Source organism: Micromonospora sp. NPDC049049 (assembly GCF_040649115.1).
Lineage (GTDB): Bacteria > Actinomycetota > Actinomycetes > Mycobacteriales > Micromonosporaceae > Micromonospora.
This window is the reverse complement of the sequence record NZ_JBEZEX010000016.1, coordinates 16,546-34,170: the sequence shown is the minus strand read 5'-3', so window position 1 is coordinate 34,170 and position 17,625 is coordinate 16,546. Positions and strand designations below refer to the sequence as shown.

Here is a 17,625-nt window from a genome sequence, read left to right as displayed (position 1 = left end):
GCCCGGAGCAGCCATGTCCGACGCGCCGCCGCCCGACCCGACCCCCTCGTCCGCTCCGGACCCGGCTTCCCAGGCACTTCCGCCGGACCCGACGGCGCCGCCGTCCACGGCTTCGTCTCCGGCCCCCGACCCGCTGGCGCCGGGGCAGCCGTGGGCCCCGCAGGCCCCCTGGGAGCCACCCCCGCCGGCCGCGCCGTGGACGCCGTCGCCGCCCGCCGCCCAGTGGACGCCACAACCGTCCGCGACGCCGTGGTCGCCCGACCCGCAGACACCCCCGTGGTCGCCCGACCCCGCAGGCCCGCCGTCGGCCGGATCGCCACCGTCGGCGGGGTGGCCGATGCCCGACGGGCAGCCGCACATCGCTGGCTGGCCGCCGCCCGGCACCGGCTATCCGCCGCCCGGCTATCCGCCCCCCGGCTATCCGCCCCCCGGCACCGGCTGGCCGCCGCCCGGTTATCCGCCGCCCTACGCCTACCCCGGGCATCCGCAGGGCCCCAGCAAGACGACCACGAGCAGCGGGCGGATCGTCGGGATCGTCGTCGCGGCCGTCGTGGCACTCGTCCTGCTGGTGTGTGGCTGTCTCTGCGTGGCTGGCCTGTGGCTCGATCAGACAGACCCGGACCCGGTCGCCGAGGAGCCGTGGGTCGTCCCCGACGACGACGGCTGGACGGAGCCCACCACCGGGCCGATCATTCCGGAGCGACCCACCGCCCCGCAGCCGCCCACCACGTCCCCCACCCCCAGCAAGAAGCCGGTCACCCGACCGACCTCAGGACCGGCACCCGTGACGGTGGTCTACCAGCTCAGCGGGTCGGGTGTCGTCGACCTGGCGTACTTCGACGCCGAGAGCGATCTCATCCACGTCGACGGCCAGAAACTGCCCTGGAGCACCACCATCCGCACCAACGGCAAGACCAGGGTGATGGTGGAGGCCAGATGGGCCGACGACGAGGGTGAGAGACCACTCGACTGCACCGTCACGGTCACCGGTGCCGGCAAGCCGGTCGTCAAGAAGATCCGCGGGTACTGGGCGACCAGTTGCACGCCCGAGTGAGGCTGGGGTCCGAGCCGGGTATGGCCGTAGGCTGGCGCAGGTGACGACGAGCACCGATGTCGACCCGCTGGTGGCCCGGATGCGGCCGTTCGGCACGACGATCTTCGCCGAGATGTCCGCCCTCGCCGTACGCACCGGCGCGGTCAACCTCGGCCAGGGGTTTCCCGACACCGACGGCCCGCCGGAGATGCTGGCCGCCGCCGCCGAGGCGCTGCGCAACGGGCAGAACCAGTACCCGCCCGGCCCGGGGATCCCCGCCCTGCGCGCGGCCGTAGCGGCGCATCAGCGGCGGTTCTACGACCTGGCGTACGACCCGGACAGCGAGATCGTGATCACGGCGGGTGCGACCGAGGCGGTCGCGGCGAGCATCCTCGCGCTCTGCGAACCGGGCGACGAGGTGGTGTGCTTCGAGCCGTACTACGACTCGTACGCCGCCTCGATCGCGTTGGCCGGCGCGGTCCGCCGGCCGGTGACGTTGCGCCCCTCGGCCGACGGCCGGTACGCCTTCGACTCGGAGGCGCTGCGTGCGGCGTTCGGCCCGCGCACCCGGCTGGTGCTGCTGAACTCGCCGCACAACCCGACCGGCAAGGTCTTCACCCCGGCTGAGTTGGCGCAGGTCGCCGAGTTGTGTCAGGAGTTCGGCGCGTACGCGGTCACCGACGAGGTGTACGAGCACCTGGTCTTCACCGACGCGTCGAGCCCGCACGTGCCGCTGGCCAGCCTGCCCGGGATGCGGGAGCGAACGCTGCGCATCTCGTCGGCCGGCAAGACGTTCTCCTGCACGGGGTGGAAGGTCGGCTGGGCGAGCGGCCCGGCGGCGCTGGTCTCGGCGCTGCTCCGGGTGAAGCAGTTCCTCACCTATGTCAACGCCGCGCCGCTGCAACCGGCGGTGGCAGTGGCGCTGGCCCTGCCGGACGCCTACTACACCGGCTTCCGGGACGGTCTCCAGCAGCGGCGGGACCAGCTCGTCGGTGGTCTGACCGACGCCGGTTTCGAGGTGCTCGACTCGGAGGGGACGTACTTCGTCACCGCCGACATCACCGCCCTCGGCGGCCGGGACGGGGTGGAGTTCTGCCGCTCGTTGCCGGAGCGCTGCGGTGTGGTGGCGGTGCCCACCCAGGTCTTCTACGACGACGTCGACGCGGGCCGGCGGCTGGTCAGGTTCGCCTTCTGCAAGCGCCCGGAGGTGCTGACCGAGGCGGTCAGCCGGCTGCACGCCCTGACTCGCTGATCAGACGGGGCCGGCCAGGGCTGTGGAGCTGATGCCGTAGACGGTTCAGCTCCACAGCGTCCGTCCGGGCTAGGCGACCGGGCTCGCGGTGCGGACCAGCTCGGCGATCCGCTCGGCGACCTCACGGGCGGTCGCCTCGGTGGCCGCTTCGACCATCACCCGGACCAGCAGTTCGGTGCCCGACGGGCGCAGCAGCACCCGGCCGGTCTCCCCCAGCTCCGCCTCGGCCCGCTCGACCTCGGCGCGTACCGCGGGTGCGGCGGCGCCGACGGTCCGGTCGCCGACCGGCACGTTGATCAGCACCTGGGGCAGCTTGGTGACCACCGAGGCCAACTCGGCGAGGGACTGGCCGGTGGCCGCCATCCGAGCCATCAGGTGCAGACCGGTCAGCACCCCGTCGCCGGTGGTGGCGTGCGCGGGCATCACGATGTGGCCGCTCTGCTCACCGCCGAGCGCCAGCCCGGAGGCGCGCAGCTCCTCCAGCACGTACCGGTCACCGACCTTGGTCTCGATCAGGCGGATGCCCTGCGCGGACATCGCGAGCCGCAGCCCGAGGTTGCTCATCACGGTGGCCACCAGGGTGTCCTGGGTGAGCGTGCCGGCGTCCCGCATGGCCAGCGCGAGGATCGCCATGACCTGGTCGCCGTCCACCTCGTCGCCGTCGGCGGTGACCGCCAGGCAGCGGTCGGCGTCGCCGTCGTGGGCGATGCCCAGGTGAGCGCCGTGCTCGACCACGGCGGCGCGCAGCGCCTCGATGTGGTTGGAGCCACAGTCGTCATTGATGTTCAGCCCGTCGGGCTCCGCGTGGATGGCGATGACCTCCGCGCCGGCCTCCCGGTAGGCGACGGGGGCGACCTCGGCGGCTGCGCCGTTGGCGCAGTCGACCACGACCTTGATCCCCTCCAGCCGGTGCGGAACGGTGCCCACCAGGTGCTGGACGTAGTGGTCGGCACCGTCGAGCAGGTCGTGCACACGGCCGACGCCGGCACCGATCGGCCGGTCCCAGGCGGTGGTGGCGTTCGTCTCGACGGCCGCCTCGATCTGCAGCTCGATCTCGTCGGGCAACTTGTGCCCGCCGGCGGCGAAGAGCTTGATGCCGTTGTCCGGCATCGGGTTGTGCGACGCGGAAAGCATCACACCCAGGTCGGCCTTGGCCTCGGCGGTGAGGAACGCCACCGCCGGGGTGGGCAGCACGCCGACCCGCACAACGTTGGCACCGGCGCTGGTCAGCCCGGCGACCACGGCGGCCTCCAGCATCTCGCCGCTGGCGCGGGTGTCGCGACCGACGACGGCGAGCGGCGGATGGCTGCGGTCCGTCTCGGCGAGTGTGTGCGCGGCGGCCACCGCGAGCGCCAGCGCCAATTCCGGGGTGAGATCCGCGTTCGCCCGCCCGCGTACGCCGTCCGTGCCGAACAACCGACCCATACCCGCCAACCTCCGAAAGTGCACTGCCAGTGAGGAGAAAGCGGAACGGCCGACCCACCTCCCCCCGACGAGGGGGAGGCGGACCGGCCGTCCGTCAGAAGTACAACGCGCTGGGAAAGATCAGCGCTTCGAGTACTGGGGAGCCTTACGGGCCTTCTTGAGGCCGTACTTCTTGCTCTCCTTGACCCGGGCGTCACGGGTGAGGAAGCCGGCCTTCTTGAGGGCCGGGCGGTCGTCCGGCTCGTTGATGATCAACGCGCGGGCGATGCCCAGCCGGAGCGCACCGGCCTGGCCGGTGGTGCCGCCGCCACGCAGGTTGGCGATCACGTCGAACTGCTCGAGCTTCTCGGCGGTGACCAGCGGGTCCTTGATGAGCTGCTGGTGCACCTTGCTCGGGAAGTAGGCCTCGAGGTCCTGGCCGTTGCAGGTGATCTTGCCGGTGCCCGGGACGATGCGGACCCGGACGATGGCCTCCTTGCGGCGGCCCACGGTCTGGATCGGCCGGTCACCACGAGGCGCGCGGGCGACGGGCGCCGGCGCCTCGGTGGCCTCGGGGGCTTCCGGGGCGACCTCGGTCTCGATGATGTCGGTCATGCTGCTTCCTTCGCCCGCGCTCACTGCGCGATCTGCTTGATCTCGAACGGCACCGGCTGCTGCGCGAGGTGCGGGTGCTCGGCACCGGCGTAGACCTTCAGCTTCTTGATCAGCTGACGGCCGAGCTTGTTGTGCGGGAGCATCCCCTTCACAGCCAGCTCGATGGCCCGCTCGGGACGCTTGGTCAGCAGCTCGTCGTAGCCGATCTGCTTCAGACCACCCGGGTAACCGGAGTGGCGGTAAGCGACCTTGGTCTGGCGCTTGTTGCCGGTCAACGCAACCTTGCCCGCGTTCACGATGACGACAAAGTCGCCCGTGTCGACGTGCGGCGCGAAAGTCGGCTTGTGCTTACCACGCAGCAACGTGGCGGCGTGGGTGGCCAGGCGGCCCAGCACGACATCAGAGGCGTCGATGACGTGCCACTGACGCTCGATCTCACCCGGCTTCGGGCTGTACGTACGCACAGGTCTACCTTGTCTCGTCGTCGGTCTGGGGTCGCGCGCCGAGGTGACCAGATCTAGCAGGCCGGACCAGCGCGCACGAACGACCAAGCGTACCTGAAGGGGCACGCCTCTGGATGTCGTACAACAGCAGGCAACGATACCCGGCGCCCGGTCCGCAGGTCAAAACGGGGGTGCGGTCCCGCGCGGCGACGCGCCGAGGGTGTCTCAGCTCACACGTTGGTGAGTCGACCGGCCCTCGGACGGCGGTAGACCACCCAGGTGACCGCGAAGCACAACGCGTACCAGCCGATGAAGGCCAGGTAGGCGGCGTCGGCATTGCCCGAGCTGAGGAACGACTGGCGGAACGCGATGTTGACCAGCACCCCGCCGAAGGCGCCGATCGCACCCGCGATGCCGATCAACGCGCCGGTCATCCGCCGCGCCCACCGCGCGGCGGCCTCCGGATCACGCTGCCCCGTGGCCACCGCGTCCGCCGACCGGGCCCGGAAGATCGCCGGAATCATCTTGTACGTGGAGCCGTTGCCGACGCCGGAGAAGACGAAGAGGGCGAGGAACCCCGCGAGGTAGAGCCCGAACGAACGCTCCCGGGCCGCGTACAGCACTGTGCTCGCGCCGGCCGCCATCGCCACGAAGTTCCAGAAGGTCACCCGTGCCCCGCCCAACCGGTCGGCGAGGTGCCCACCCAGCGGCCGGATCAGCGAGCCGACCAGCGGGCCCAGGAACGTCAGCCAGGCGGCGTCGACCGGGGTCGGGAACCGCTCGGCGAACTGGAGCTGGAGCACCTGCCCGAAGGCGAAACCGAAGCCGATGAACGAGCCGAAGGTGCCGATGTAGAGCAGCGACATCACCCACGTGTGCGGGTCGCGGGCCGCCTCCCGCAACGCGCCCGGCTCGTTGCGCGCCCCGGGCACGGTGTCCAACCAGCGGGCCGCCGCCAGCGCGGCCAGCACGATCAGCGGCAGGTAGACCGCCGGCACCAACCGGGGGTACGCGGCACCAGCGGTGGCGAGGACGGCCAGGCCGACGAGCTGCACGGCGGGTACGCCCAGGTTGCCGCCACCGGCGTTGAGCCCGAGCGCCCGTCCCTTGAGCCGCTGTGGGTAGAACAGGTTGATGTTCGCCATCGAGGAGGCGAAGTTGCCCCCGCCGACCCCGGTGAGGCAGGCGAGCACCATCAGGGTGCTGTAGGACACGCCGGGTTCCAGCAGCACCGTCATCGGGACCGCGGGCACCAGCAACAGCAGTGCGCTGATGATCGTCCAGCGTCGTCCGCCGAAGCGGGCCACCGCCAGCGTGTACGGCAGTCGCAGCACCGCGCCCAGGGCGGCCGGCACCGCGGTGAGCAGGAATTTCCCGGCCGGATCGATGCCGTACGCGGGGCCGAGGAAGAGCACGGTGACCGACCAGAGACTCCACACCGAGAAGCCGACGTGCTCCGCGAAGATGGAGACCCAGAGGTTGCGTCGGGCGATCGGCGCGCCGGTGGCCTGCCAGAAGTCCGGGTCCTCGGGGCGCCAGTCGTGCAGCGGCTGCCGACGACCGGTGACGGCGGGCGGCTCGGCGGTGACTACGGTGCTGGTGAGCGTGCTCACGGCGGCTCCTCCTCGTCGGTGTGACGAGCAGAAACGCTAGGAACGGCCGGTTACCTGGCAGTGCCCGTCGCGGGTCGGGCCGGAAACGGGGATCGCACCACGGGCCGGCGGCGATGGTGAGCACGCCACCGGGGGCGGCGTGCGCAGGGCTGCCCTTCCGATCAGAGCTGTTGGAGGATGCGCAGCGCCCGACCGACCCGAAGCATGGTGTCGGTGTCGGCGACGTCCACGCACGCGGTGAACCACTTCTTCATGGGCGAGGAGATCCGGTCGGGCATCACCACGTACCGGCCCATCGACACGGCGAGCGGCGAGTCCCGCAGGAGTGATTCCTCGACCACCTCGACCACGATCACGATGGGCACGTCGGTGGAGTTGTAGACGTCCGAGCTGATCACGAGGCCGAGGCGTTCCCGGGCACCTTCGATGCGCCAGATCTCACCCCTACGCAGCACGCGGCCGTCCGCCGGAGAACAGGTCGTTGACCATGCCCACCTCGCGGGCGTCGGCGAGCGCGGCAGACTCCAGATCCAGGCTGGCGCGGCCCACGGCGGCGGCGTGCGCGGTGAAGACCTCGCGCAGCGCCTTCTCCCGGGCGGCCTGGTCCATCCATGCGGAGAGCGACAGCCCTTCGCGCTTGGCGAACCGCCGCGCCTCCTCGATGGTCTCGTCCGTGAACGAGAGAGTCACCTTGGCAGTCATGCCGAGCAGATTACCCAGAGGTATGACCGACAGTCATCCCCGCGCTTACCGGCTCGTCCCCGGGCGGCGAAACGCACATTCCGCCGGGCTCACCCGGCCCGGCCGCCGAACACCGCGAAGCGCCACTCCTTGAAGTAGCAGTCGACGTCGACCAGGCCCGCCTCGGCGAGCCACCGACACTGGTCGGCCACTGTCGCCGGGCGGTCGTGGCGCATCCGCTCCCGGGAAGCAGCGATCTCGTCGGGGGACGCACCCAGCTCGGTGATCCGTTTCATCCACACCTCGTCGTAGCGCCGGTCCAGTTCCGGCGTCGGGCCGGCCACCTGCTCGGCGTTGACGAACACCCCACCCGGTGCCAACGCGGCGGCGGCCCGCCGGTAGAGCACGCGCTTGCCGGCGTCGTCCAGGTGGTGGATCGCCAGCGCGCTGACCACCGCGTCGTACCGGCCCGGCGGCAGTTCGTCGGCCAGATCGGCGTGGACCGTTCGGTGTGGCACGGACCGCGCGTCCAACTGGTCGGTGGCGCGGGCGAGCATCGCCGGCGCTCCGTCCACCAGGGTCAGCCGGACTCCGGGCACCGCCGCGGCGAGCAGCAACGAGAGCAGGCCGGTGCCCGCGCCCAGGTCCAGAACCTGCGGGGTACGCCCGGCGGCGAGCGCGGCCCGCAACGGCGGCGCGGCCACCTGGACGGCGGTGCCGTAGAAGCTGTCGAAGCACGGCACCAGCCGCCTGCGCGCCTCGTCGTACGTGCCGGCCACGGCGTCGAAGACGTCCGTCACGCTCATCGCGCTCTCCCAATAAGTGAGACGAGTTTCCCACATTATAAGCACCACGGGGGTGAGCGGACCTCATCCTGGACACACGAATGGCCCCCGGTTCCGTGATGTCCAGGACGCCGGGGGCAGTTGGTGCTGCGTTGGTCAGCCGACGGGGCCGATGGCCTTCGCCAGGTGCAGGAAACCGGTCCATGCCGCCGGTCCGAAGGTCAACGTCCCGCCATCGCGGTCTTTGGTATCGCGGACGAGGACGACGCCGGGAAGGTTGTCAGCAACCTCGACGCACGAGCCTCCGTTGTTTCCGCTCTTCGTGCTCTTACGCCACTGCGCGCCGGTCAGGTCCATGATTCTGCTGCTTTCCTGATCAGGTCGAGGGACTGTTGACGGGAAAGAGCTTCGCTTCTGATGCGTTCCCACCTGCGATTGAGCGTAGCAACGTCCGCAGCTCCATTAAGGATCTGCGCCCGCACCTGGCTGTCGATATGTGCGACCTGCCCGCCGTCGGGCAACTCGGCCACGATGAACCCCCCACCAAGGCCCGGATACATCCCGACGTCCTGCGGCACCACGAGCACCTGCACGGCGGGCAGTGCCGCGCACTGCGCAAGGTGTGCGACCTGCTCACGCATCAATGCTCGGTCGCCATACGCCGATTGATACAGGACCAGTTCGTGGACGACTGCGACCAGAAGGGGTGGACGTTCACGGCGAAGGACGGCCTGTCGATCGATGCGGGAGGCGACCACGTCGTCAACTTCGCCCAGCGTCAACGCTTCGCCTGCCAGTGTCGCCCGCGCGTACGCGTCCGTCTGCAAGAGGCCGGGCACCCAGGTGTGCTCGAACCAACGAATCGCGAGGGCTTCGCGTTCCCAGTCAACCCACTCGCGCAGCCATTGCGGCTCGCGCCGTTTGAGGACATCCGGCCAGAGGTCCCCAACGTCCCTTCCGAGGAGCGCGGCCAACTTCGCGCGCCGACGGGGCTGCGGCACGCGTCCCGGGCTTATCCACCGCGCTGCCGTTTTCGGATCAACGCCAGTCTGAGCTGCCAGGCTTTCGGCTGTCTCGCCAGCTTCGGCCATGGCCACTTGAAGTGCATGGTTCATCCTGCCTCCAAGAGGAACATCCCGAACGTCCCTGGGAATAGAGCTACGTCGTGTACTGATCCCATCGCTCTCGGCAATGTAACCGGCAGACGGCGCGGCTGGTAGGGACCTGAGACCCGGCGGGCGCGTTCGTGTGGGGCCGCCCTCGGCCTGCCGCAGATCTTGGACAGTTTCCGTCGTCACGTGACGGAAACTGTCCAAGATCTCGACGGATGAGCACCACGGGGCGGCCTCTTCCCACAGTGACGACCAAGGGGAGAGCATCGTGCCGGATGAGCCGCCGGATCGGAGACCCACGCCGAGGCCCACACGGCGGAAGCCGCACGCGGGCGAGGTCCTGCACCTGACCCGTGCCGCGAGCGTGCAGTTCCTGCGTCCGATCTTCGTTCGCGTGATTCGCGTTCTCGACTGGCCGACGTACGACGGGTGGCTGTGGATCGACGGTTACGAGCTGGCCGCGAATGGTGACGCGGTCGCGCGCCGGTCGCTGTTCGTGATGTCCGCGGGCCTGATCTGGCCGGGCCCGCCCGGCCCGCCGGCCCGTCGCCCGACCACCCGCACGCCCGTCAGGCGCGGTCCGGTGAGGGTCGGATGAGCCGCCGACCCCGCCCGCACCAGCCGATGCGCCCGGCGTGGCTCTGCCGTAACTGCGCGGCTGCCTGGCCGTGTACGCCGGCTCAGCTTCACCTCACGACCGAGTTCTACGGCCACTCGATCGCCCTGGCGCTCTACCTGGCAGCGAACATGCACGACGCGTTCGACGACCTGTACTCCCTGGGCGTTCACCCTGACCCGCGGGCACTCCACGCCCGGTTCCTCGGCTGGCTGTCCCTGACCCGCCGACCACACCGCTTCGACGTGCGCTGACCGCCCCCGCCAGGTGAGGTGCGCTGTCGCTGTCGAGCTGATGTCGCAAACGAATCAACCGCCGATGTCGTAGACGATTCAGCTCTACAGGCTGCGACCCGCACTGGTCGAGCGTCCGTCCGAGGCGACCGCTCGCCCACCCGTCAGGCGCGCTGCCCCTGTGCGGTGTGAGCCCCACTTGACAGGACCGAAACAGAAGGGACCCGGACCGGAAACCGCCCGGCGGCACGCTTTCCCGACATGACAGACGGTGCACGGTCGGCGACTCCACCGGGGCTGACGCCCCGGGAAGTGGCGACGCACTGCCCGTACTGCGCACTGCAGTGCGGGATGACACTGCGCGCTGACGACACCGGTGTGACGGTCCACCCGCGCCAGTTCCCCACCAACCGGGGCGGGCTCTGCCAGAAGGGGTGGACCGCCGCCGAACTACTCGATCACCCGGATCGGCTGACCACTCCGCTGGTGCGCGACGCGGCCACCGGCGAACTGCACCCGGCGAGCTGGGACACCGCACTGGACCGGGTGGTCGCCGGCATCCGCGCCGTTCAGGACGACGCCGGCCGGGACGCGGTCGCCGTCTTCGGCGGTGGTGGCCTGACCAACGAAAAGGCGTACGCGTTGGGGAAGTTCGCCCGGATCGGGCTGCGCACCAGGCACATCGACTACAACGGACGGTTCTGCATGTCCTCGGCGGCGGCCGCCGGGATGCGGGCCTTCGGCATCGACCGCGGGCTGCCGTTCCCCCTCGCCGACCTGGGTCGGGCCGACACCCTGCTGCTGGTCGGAGCGAACCCGGCGGAGACCATGCCGCCGCTGGTGCGCTGGCTCACCGAGCAGCGCCGCAACGGCGGGAAACTGATCGTCGTCGACCCCCGGGTCACCGCCACCGCCCGCCAGGCAGACCTGCATCTGCAACCGCTGCCCGGCACCGACCTCGCGGTGGCCAACGCGCTGCTGCACATCGCTCTCACCGAAGGTTGGGTCGACCGGGCCTACGTGGCCGACCGCACCACCGGATTCGACGCGGTCCGCCGAGGCGTCGCCGCCTGGTGGCCGGCCCGCGCGGAACAGCTCTCCGGGGTGCCGGTGGCCGACCTGGAGGCGACCGCCCGAGCGCTGGGCACCGGCGGTCGCGTGATCATCCTGACTGCGCGCGGCGCCGAGCAGCACGCCAAGGGGGTGGACACCGTCACCGCGTACGTCAATCTCGCTCTCGCCCTCGGGCTGCCCGGCCGCGACGGTTCGGGGTACGGCTGCCTCACCGGCCAGGGCAACGGCCAGGGCGGGCGGGAGCACGGGCAGAAGGCCGACCAGCTCCCCGGCTACCGGCGGATCGACGACCCGGCGGCCCGCGAGCACGTGGCCGGGGTCTGGGGTGTGCGGGCCGACGAACTGCCCGGCCCGGGAGTGCCCGCCTACAAACTGCTCGACTCGCTCGGCACCCCTGGTGGCCCGCGCGCGTTGCTGGTGTTCGGGTCGAACCCGGTGGTCTCGGCACCCCGGGCGGCCCGCATCGAGGGTCGGCTGCGCGACCTCGACCTGCTTGTCGTCGCGGACCTTCTGCTCTCCGAGACGGCCGCGCTGGCGGACGTGGTGCTGCCCACCGCGCAGTGGGCCGAGGAGGACGGCACCATGACCAACCTGGAAGGTCGGGTGCTGCGTCGGCGCGCGCTACGGCCGCCCCCGCCGGACGTCCGCACCGACCTCGCCATCATCTCCGACCTGGCGGTGCGGCTGGCAGCCGCCGAGGCGCGACCGGAAGCCGTGGCGGCGGCTCGGTTCCCGGCCGACCCGGCTGTCGTCTTCGCCGAGCTGCGCCGCGCATCCGCCGGCGGGGCCGCCGACTACGCCGGCATCAGTTGGGACCGGATCGACGCCGACGACGGGGTCTACTGGCCCTGCCCGACCGACGAAGGGCCGGACACGCCCCGACTCTTCGCCAACAGGTTCGCCACCCCGGACGGCCGGGCCCGCTTCCACCCCGTCGACCATCGGCCGGCCGCCGAGGAGGTCTGCGCCACGTACCCGCTGCACTTCACCACCGGTCGGGTGCTGGCGCAGTACCAGTCGGGCACCCAGACCCGGCGGGTTGCGGCGCTCCGCCGCGCCGCCCCGGAGGCGTTCGTCGAACTGCACCCCGACCTGGCCACCCGGCTGGGCATCGACGACGGCGACCCGGTGCGGGTGACCTCACGACGGGGTGAGTTCCGCGCGCCGGCCCGGCTCAGCGCCGGGATCCGACCCGACACCGTGTTCGCCCCGTTCCACTACGCGGGGGCGGGACGCGCCAACTCGGTGACGAACGACGCGGTGGACCCGATCTCCGGGATGCCCGAGTTCAAGATCTGCGCGGTCCGGGTGGAGAAGGCATGACCGCGCGGGTGGTCATCGTCGGCAACGGGATGGCGGGCGCACGCCTCGCCGGTGAGCTGCACGCCCGGGAGGGAGACCGGAAGGTCACAGTGCTCGGGGCCGAGCCGCATCGCGCGTACAACCGGATCCTGCTCTCCACCCTGCTGGCCGGCCGGATCGACGAGCCGGACGTGGAGCTGACCGAAGCCGCCGGGCACGGCGTCGACCTGCGCAGCGGCGTACCGGTGACCGCCGTCGACAGGTCCGCCCGGGAGGTCCGCACCGACGACGGCGAACGCATCGGATACGACCACCTGGTGCTCGCCACCGGCGCCCGTGCGGTGGTGCCGCCACTGCCAGGCCTCGACCCGGCGAACCTGCCGGAGCGGGTGGTGCCCTTCCGGACCCTGGACGACTGCCGGCGGATACTCGCCGCGGCGGACGGCGCCCGCAGCGCGCTGGTGCTCGGCGGCGGGTTGCTCGGCCTGGAAGCCGCCCGAGGGCTGGCCACCCGAGGGCTGGCCACCACTGTCGTGCACCCGCGAGAACACCTGATGGAACGGCAGCTGGACCCGACCGCCGGGGCGGTGCTCGCGGGCACGCTCGCCGGTTTCGGCGTCACCGTCCAACTGGGGGTTTCGGCGACCGGCGTGGTCGCGGACGCCAGCGGCGTCCGCCTCGACCTGGCCGACGGCCGGACGCTCCGCGCCGACCTGCTGGTGCTCTCCTGTGGCGTGCGCCCGGACACCACACTCGCGCAGGCCGCCGGCCTGACCGTGCGGCGCGGCGTGGTGGTGGACGACCGGCTGCGCACCAGCGACCGGTCCATCTCGGCGATCGGCGACTGCGCCGAGCACGACGGCGTGCTCACCGGGCTGGTCGCGCCCGCCTGGGCCCAGGCCCAGGTGCTCGCGGACGTGCTGAGCGGCACGGACCCACTGGCCCGGTACCGGCCCCGGCCGGTGGTGACCCGGCTGAAGGCGGCCGGGATCGACCTGGCCTCGATGGGTGACGCGGCCAGTGGCGGACCGGGCGAGGAGTTGACGTTCGCCGACCCGACCCGGGGCACCTACGCCCGGTTGCGGATCCGGGACGAGCGGCTGATCGGCGCGATCCTGCTCGGCGACAACCCGGCGGTCGGCACGGTGATCCAACTCTTCGACCGCGCCCAGCCGGTGCCGAGTGACCGCCGGGCGCTGCTGCTCGGCCGGGCGCTCGGCACGGTCGGCGCGACGCCGGCCGCCTCACCGGCGCTGATGCCGGACGCGGCCACGGTCTGTCAGTGCAACACGGTGAGCAAGGGCGCACTGGTCAGAAGCTGGCGCTCCGGCGCCCGGACCGTCGATGCGGTGGTGGCCGCGACCCGGGCCGGCACCGGGTGCGGCGGATGCCGGGACGCGGTGAGCGGCATCGTCGACTGGCTGAGCCAGGCGGAATCGGTGGAGGTGACGCGATGAGCGGCGGCGAACTGATCGTCATCGGCAACGGCATGGTCGGGCAGCGTTTCGTGGACGCGCTGCGCGCCCGTGACCCACAGGGCGACTGGCGGGTGACGGTGCTGGCCGAGGAGGGGCGCCCGGCGTACGACCGGGTGCGGCTCTCGGCGTACTTCGACGGGGTCAGTGAGAGCGAGCTCAACCTGCACACCCCACACGACGGGGTGCGGCTGCGCCTCGGCGAGCCGGCCACCGCCGTCGACCGGGACCGCCAGGTGGTGACCACCGCCGTCGGCGAATACCGCTACGACGCGCTGGTGCTCGCCACCGGGTCGTACGCGTTCGTGCCGCCGGTGGCCGGCACGGAGCTGCCCGGGGTCTTCGTCTACCGGACCCTGGACGACCTGGCGGCGATCCGGGCGTACGCGCGGGGTCGACGGGTCGGCGCGGTCATCGGTGGTGGGCTGCTCGGCCTGGAGGCCGCCAATGCCCTGCGGCTGCTCGGCCTGAGCACCGACGTGGTCGAGTTCGCGCCCCGGCTGATGCCGGTGCAGGTGGACCAGGCCGGCGGCGCGATGCTCCGCCGCTACGTCGACGAACTGGGCGTACGGACCCATCTCGGGGTGGCGACCACAGCGATCCGGCCCGGCCCGGACGGCGGCGTCGCGGCCCTGGAACTGTCCGACGGCACCGACCTCGACGCCGAGCTGGTGGTGGTGGCCGCCGGCATCCGGCCCCGGGACCAGTTGGCCCGGGACGCCGGTCTGCCGCTGGGCCCGCGCGGCGGGGTGCTTGTCGACGAGACCTGTCGTACCGCCGACGAGCGGATCTGGGCCGTCGGAGAGTGCGCGGCGGTCGACGGCACCTGCCACGGTCTGGTCGCGCCGGGGTATGCGACGGCCGAGGTGGTGGCCGATCGGCTGGTCGGCGGCGCGGCGACCTTCCCCGGCGCGGACACCGCCACCAAACTCAAACTGCTCGGGGTCGACGTGGCCTCGTTCGGCGACGCCCACGGCGCGACCGAGGGCTGCCTGGACGTCACGTTCACCGACCCGGCCACCCGGGTCTACGCGAAGCTCGTCCTCTCCGACGACGCGCACACACTGCTCGGCGGGGTGCTGGTGGGTGACGCCAGCGCGTACCCGACGCTGCGGGCCAGCGTGGGCGGCCCGCTGCCGGCCGCGCCGTTGGCGCTGCTCGCCCCGGACGGCGGCGGCGCGGACGCCGGGGCGCTGCCCGCCGCCGCGCAGGTCTGCTCCTGCAACGCGGTGACCCGGGGCGACGTGGACGCCGCCATCGCCGACGGTTGCGCGGACGTACCGGCGTTGAAGGCGTGCACCCGGGCCGGCACCAGCTGCGGCTCCTGCGTGCCGATGCTGAAGCAGCTCCTGGACGCGGCCGGCGTGGCGCAGTCCAGCGCGCTCTGCGAGCACTTCGACGTCAGCCGACGGGAGCTGTTCGAGATCGTCCGCGTCCGCGGCATCCGCACCTTCTCCCGGCTGGTCGCCGAGCACGGTCGGGGCCGCGGCTGCGACATCTGCAAACCGGTGGTGGCGTCCATCCTCGCCTCGCTGGGCAGCGGGCACGTGCTCGACGGCGAACAGGCGTCGTTGCAGGACACCAACGACCACTTCCTGGCCAACCTGCAACGCGACGGCAGCTACTCGGTGGTGCCCCGGATACCGGGCGGCGAGATCACCCCGGAGAAGCTGATCGTGATCGGCGAGGTCGCCCGGGACTTCCAGCTCTACACGAAGATCACCGGCGGGCAGCGGATCGACCTGTTCGGGGCGCGGGTCGAGCAGCTGCCGCAGATCTGGCGGCGGCTGGTCGACGCCGGCTTCGAGTCCGGGCACGCGTACGGCAAGGCGCTGCGCACTGTGAAGTCGTGCGTGGGCGAGACCTGGTGCCGGTACGGGGTGCAGGACTCGGTGGGGCTGGCCGTCGCGCTGGAGCTGCGCTATCGCGGGCTGCGTGCTCCGCACAAGCTGAAGTCGGCGGTCTCCGGTTGCGCCCGGGAGTGCGCGGAGGCGCGCAGCAAGGACTTCGGCATCATCGCCACCGAGACCGGCTGGAATCTCTACGTCGGCGGCAACGGCGGTTTCCGACCCCGGCACGCCGACCTGTTCGCCACCGACCTGACCACTGACGCCCTGATCAGGCTGATCGACAGGTTCCTCATCTACTACATCCGTACCGCCGACCGGCTGCAACGCACCGCCGGCTGGATCGAGGCGATGGACGGTGGCCTGGACCACCTGCGCTCGGTGATCGTGGACGACTCGCTCGGGCTCTGCGAGGACCTCGACGCGGCGATGGCCCGACACGTCTCGTCGTACTCCGACGAGTGGCGCGACGTCCTGGACGACCCGGATCGGCTGCGCCGCTACACCTCCTTCGTCAACGCCCCCGACGTACCCGACCCGTCGATCACCTTCATCCGGGAACGCGGCCAGCCGGTTCCCGTACGCGACCAGTCCCCGACCGGATCCGAGGCGACCAACGGTCACCGTCGGCAACCGGTCACCCTCGGCCTACCGGAGGTACGGCGATGACCCAGACACTCACGCTGACCTGGACCACCGTCTGCCTGCTCGACCGGTTGGAACCGGACCGGGGCGTCGCCGCCCTGGTCGACGGGGTGCAGATCGCTCTTTTCCGGACCGCCGACGAGCTGTTCGCGGTCGACAACCGCGATCCGGTCTCCGGGGCGTACGTGCTGTCCCGGGGCATCGTCGGCAGTCGCGGCGGAGTGCCGACCGTCGCGTCACCGCTGCACAAGCAGGTGTACGACCTGCGCAGCGGGCACTGCCTCGACCTGCCCGGGGTGGCGGTGGCTCGGCACGACGCACGGTGCCGCGACGGGCTGGTCGAGGTGCGGCTGCGACAGGAGGGTTGATGCGCGAAGAACTGGCGGGCTTCACCATCGGGGTGACCGCCGACCGGCGGCGCGACGAGTTGGCCGCGCTGCTCGAACGACGGGGCGCCCGGGTGGTGCTCGCCCCGGCGCTGCGGATCGTGCCGCTGTCCGACGACACCGAGCTGCGCGAGGCGACCCGCGCCTGCCTCGACCAACCACCGGACATCCTGATGGCCAACACCGGCATCGGCATGCGCGGCTGGTTGGAGGCGGCCGAGGGCTGGGGGCTGGCCGAGCCACTGCGCTCCGTGCTGGCCAGCTCGTACGTGGTGGCGCGCGGCCCGAAGGCACGCGGCGCGATCCGGGCGGCCGGGCTGCACGACCAGTGGTCACCCGCCTCGGAGAGCTGCGACGAGGTGGTCGAGCACCTGCGCCGGCGTGGCGTCGCCGGGCAGGTCATCGCCATGCAGCTGCACGGCGAGCGGCAGCCCGAGTGCACGCTCGCGCTGGAGGCGGCGGGCGCCACTGTCATCGAGGTGCCGGTCTACCGCTGGGCGCCGCCGACCGATCCGGCGCCGCTGCACCGGCTGATCGACCTGATCGCCGGTCGGCTGGTGGACGCTGTGACGTTCACCTCGGCACCGGCGGCCGAGGCGTTGCTGCGGGCCGCCGGCGACCGTACCGACGCGGTGCTGTCGGCGTTGCGCGGCGACGTGCTGGCCAGCTGCGTCGGGGCGGTGACCGCCGAGCCGCTGCTGCGGCACGGGGTGCCGGTGAGCGCGCCGGGCCGGGCCCGGTTGGGCGCACTGGTGCGGACCATCGTCGACGAGCTGCCCCGCCGGACCGTGACGTTCAAGGCCGGCGGGCACCTGCTCACGTTGCGCGGGCACGCCGCAGTGATCGACGGCGAGCTGCGGCCGCTCGCGCCCGCGCCGATGGCGGTGCTGCGGGCCCTGGCCCAGACCCCGGGTCGGGTGTTGTCCCGCACGGCGTTGCTGAGGACCCTGCCCCGGGGCGCGGACGAGCACGCCGTCGAGATGGCCGTCGCCCGGCTCCGGGCCGGGCTGCGCGCGCCCCGCGTGGTGCAGACAGTGGTGAAGCGCGGCTACCGGCTGCGGGTCGACTAGGGCGTGCGGAGTCCCCGATCGGGCCGAGGGCACTTCCAC

The 17,625-nt window shown here is 71.9% G+C and carries 18 protein-coding genes; 9 read left to right on the top strand and 9 right to left on the bottom strand.

The genetic code is table 11. The annotated features are described in order from the left end of the window. The first annotated feature begins 337 nt into the window (after positions 1–337). Both AB0B68_RS17860 and AB0B68_RS17855 read left to right on the top strand, forming a co-directional pair. Positions 338–1,054 carry an MmpS family transport accessory protein gene (locus AB0B68_RS17860; protein ID WP_357261173.1) on the top strand — a complete coding sequence of 239 codons (717 nt, stop codon included), beginning with the start codon at positions 338–340 and terminating at the stop codon, positions 1,052–1,054. Positions 1,055–1,094: 40 nt separating this feature from the next. Continuing rightward, positions 1,095–2,285: a pyridoxal phosphate-dependent aminotransferase gene (locus tag AB0B68_RS17855; protein ID WP_357261170.1), complete on the top strand. Its 1,191-nt coding sequence runs from the start codon at positions 1,095–1,097 to the stop codon at positions 2,283–2,285. A gap of 69 nt (positions 2,286–2,354) precedes the next feature. Here AB0B68_RS17855 and glmM read toward each other — a convergent pair whose 3' ends face one another. From glmM to AB0B68_RS17810, 9 genes are all read right to left on the bottom strand, one after another. Continuing rightward, a complete protein-coding gene (gene glmM, locus AB0B68_RS17850) occupies positions 2,355–3,710 on the bottom strand; it encodes a phosphoglucosamine mutase (RefSeq protein ID WP_357261167.1) in 1,356 nt (451 codons plus the stop codon). 120 nt (positions 3,711–3,830) lie between these two features. Then, complete coding sequence (gene rpsI / locus AB0B68_RS17845; RefSeq protein WP_112626216.1) at positions 3,831–4,304, bottom strand: 30S ribosomal protein S9; 474 nt, start codon at positions 4,302–4,304, stop codon at positions 3,831–3,833. 20 nt (positions 4,305–4,324) lie between these two features. Further along, the gene (gene rplM / locus AB0B68_RS17840; protein WP_053653864.1) at positions 4,325–4,768 is read right to left on the bottom strand and encodes a 50S ribosomal protein L13; all 444 of its coding nucleotides are present in this window, start codon (positions 4,766–4,768) and stop codon (positions 4,325–4,327) included. Between the two features lie 209 nt (positions 4,769–4,977). Continuing rightward, the gene (locus AB0B68_RS17835) at positions 4,978–6,360 is read right to left on the bottom strand and encodes a nitrate/nitrite transporter (RefSeq protein ID WP_357261164.1); all 1,383 of its coding nucleotides are present in this window, start codon (positions 6,358–6,360) and stop codon (positions 4,978–4,980) included. A gap of 161 nt (positions 6,361–6,521) precedes the next feature. Next, entirely contained in the window at positions 6,522–6,815 is a 294-nt protein-coding gene (locus AB0B68_RS17830; RefSeq protein WP_091402325.1) for a hypothetical protein, read from the bottom strand. Further along, positions 6,805–7,062, bottom strand: coding sequence for a DUF6364 family protein (locus AB0B68_RS17825; protein WP_091403518.1), 258 nt, complete (start codon positions 7,060–7,062; stop codon positions 6,805–6,807). The genes AB0B68_RS17830 and AB0B68_RS17825 overlap by 11 nt, the downstream gene beginning before the upstream one ends. 89 nt (positions 7,063–7,151) lie before the next feature. After that, on the bottom strand, positions 7,152–7,847 hold the full coding sequence (locus tag AB0B68_RS17820; RefSeq protein WP_357261161.1) for a methyltransferase domain-containing protein: 696 nt from the start codon (positions 7,845–7,847) through the stop codon (positions 7,152–7,154). A gap of 135 nt (positions 7,848–7,982) precedes the next feature. Next, a complete protein-coding gene (locus tag AB0B68_RS17815; RefSeq protein ID WP_357261158.1) occupies positions 7,983–8,183 on the bottom strand; it encodes a DUF397 domain-containing protein in 201 nt (66 codons plus the stop codon). After that, positions 8,174–8,941, bottom strand: a complete 768-nt coding sequence (locus AB0B68_RS17810; protein WP_357261155.1) for a DUF5753 domain-containing protein — start codon at positions 8,939–8,941, stop codon at positions 8,174–8,176. Before AB0B68_RS17810 ends, AB0B68_RS17815 begins: the two co-directional genes overlap by 10 nt. Before the next feature lie 337 nt (positions 8,942–9,278). On the opposite strand from AB0B68_RS17810, the gene AB0B68_RS17805 reads away from it, so the two are divergent. From AB0B68_RS17805 to AB0B68_RS17775, 7 genes are all read left to right on the top strand, one after another. Next, complete coding sequence (locus tag AB0B68_RS17805) at positions 9,279–9,536, top strand: hypothetical protein (protein WP_357261297.1); 258 nt, start codon at positions 9,279–9,281, stop codon at positions 9,534–9,536. After that, a complete protein-coding gene (locus tag AB0B68_RS17800) occupies positions 9,533–9,808 on the top strand; it encodes a hypothetical protein (RefSeq protein WP_357261152.1) in 276 nt (91 codons plus the stop codon). The genes AB0B68_RS17805 and AB0B68_RS17800 overlap by 4 nt, the downstream gene beginning before the upstream one ends. Positions 9,809–10,048: 240 nt before the next feature. Beyond that, positions 10,049–12,184: a molybdopterin oxidoreductase family protein gene (locus AB0B68_RS17795; RefSeq protein WP_357261149.1), complete on the top strand. Its 2,136-nt coding sequence runs from the start codon at positions 10,049–10,051 to the stop codon at positions 12,182–12,184. After that, positions 12,181–13,620, top strand: a complete 1,440-nt coding sequence (locus AB0B68_RS17790; RefSeq protein WP_357261146.1) for an FAD-dependent oxidoreductase — start codon at positions 12,181–12,183, stop codon at positions 13,618–13,620. Before AB0B68_RS17795 ends, AB0B68_RS17790 begins: the two co-directional genes overlap by 4 nt. Beyond that, positions 13,617–16,154 (top strand): nitrite reductase large subunit NirB, encoded by a 2,538-nt coding sequence (gene nirB / locus AB0B68_RS17785; protein ID WP_357261143.1) that lies wholly within the window; start codon positions 13,617–13,619, stop codon positions 16,152–16,154. The genes AB0B68_RS17790 and nirB overlap by 4 nt, the downstream gene beginning before the upstream one ends. Then, positions 16,151–16,498 carry a nitrite reductase small subunit NirD gene (nirD, locus tag AB0B68_RS17780; protein WP_357199063.1) on the top strand — a complete coding sequence of 116 codons (348 nt, stop codon included), beginning with the start codon at positions 16,151–16,153 and terminating at the stop codon, positions 16,496–16,498. The genes nirB and nirD overlap by 4 nt, the downstream gene beginning before the upstream one ends. Then, the gene (locus AB0B68_RS17775) at positions 16,498–17,586 is read left to right on the top strand and encodes a uroporphyrinogen-III synthase (RefSeq protein WP_355009632.1); all 1,089 of its coding nucleotides are present in this window, start codon (positions 16,498–16,500) and stop codon (positions 17,584–17,586) included. The genes nirD and AB0B68_RS17775 overlap by 1 nt, the downstream gene beginning before the upstream one ends. Positions 17,587–17,625: the final 39 nt, after the last annotated feature.

Excerpts from the sequence above, each read along its gene's own strand:
- rpsI (WP_112626216.1), bottom strand. The coding sequence starts at position 4,304 with ATGACCGACATCATCGAGACCGAGGTCGCCCCGGAAGCCCCCGAGGCC.
- nirB (WP_357261143.1), top strand. The coding sequence starts at position 13,617 with ATGAGCGGCGGCGAACTGATCGTCATCGGCAACGGCATGGTCGGGCAG.
- AB0B68_RS17820 (WP_357261161.1), bottom strand. The coding sequence starts at position 7,847 with ATGAGCGTGACGGACGTCTTCGACGCCGTGGCCGGCACGTACGACGAG.
- AB0B68_RS17775 (WP_355009632.1), top strand. The coding sequence starts at position 16,498 with ATGCGCGAAGAACTGGCGGGCTTCACCATCGGGGTGACCGCCGACCGG.
- AB0B68_RS17790 (WP_357261146.1), top strand. The coding sequence starts at position 12,181 with ATGACCGCGCGGGTGGTCATCGTCGGCAACGGGATGGCGGGCGCACGC.
- AB0B68_RS17795 (WP_357261149.1), top strand. The coding sequence starts at position 10,049 with ATGACAGACGGTGCACGGTCGGCGACTCCACCGGGGCTGACGCCCCGG.
- AB0B68_RS17860 (WP_357261173.1), top strand. The coding sequence starts at position 338 with ATGCCCGACGGGCAGCCGCACATCGCTGGCTGGCCGCCGCCCGGCACC.
- AB0B68_RS17800 (WP_357261152.1), top strand. The coding sequence starts at position 9,533 with ATGAGCCGCCGACCCCGCCCGCACCAGCCGATGCGCCCGGCGTGGCTC.
- AB0B68_RS17825 (WP_091403518.1), bottom strand. The coding sequence starts at position 7,062 with ATGACTGCCAAGGTGACTCTCTCGTTCACGGACGAGACCATCGAGGAG.
- glmM (WP_357261167.1), bottom strand. The coding sequence starts at position 3,710 with ATGGGTCGGTTGTTCGGCACGGACGGCGTACGCGGGCGGGCGAACGCG.
- nirD (WP_357199063.1), top strand. The coding sequence starts at position 16,151 with ATGACCCAGACACTCACGCTGACCTGGACCACCGTCTGCCTGCTCGAC.
- AB0B68_RS17810 (WP_357261155.1), bottom strand. The coding sequence starts at position 8,941 with ATGAACCATGCACTTCAAGTGGCCATGGCCGAAGCTGGCGAGACAGCC.
- AB0B68_RS17815 (WP_357261158.1), bottom strand. The coding sequence starts at position 8,183 with ATGGACCTGACCGGCGCGCAGTGGCGTAAGAGCACGAAGAGCGGAAAC.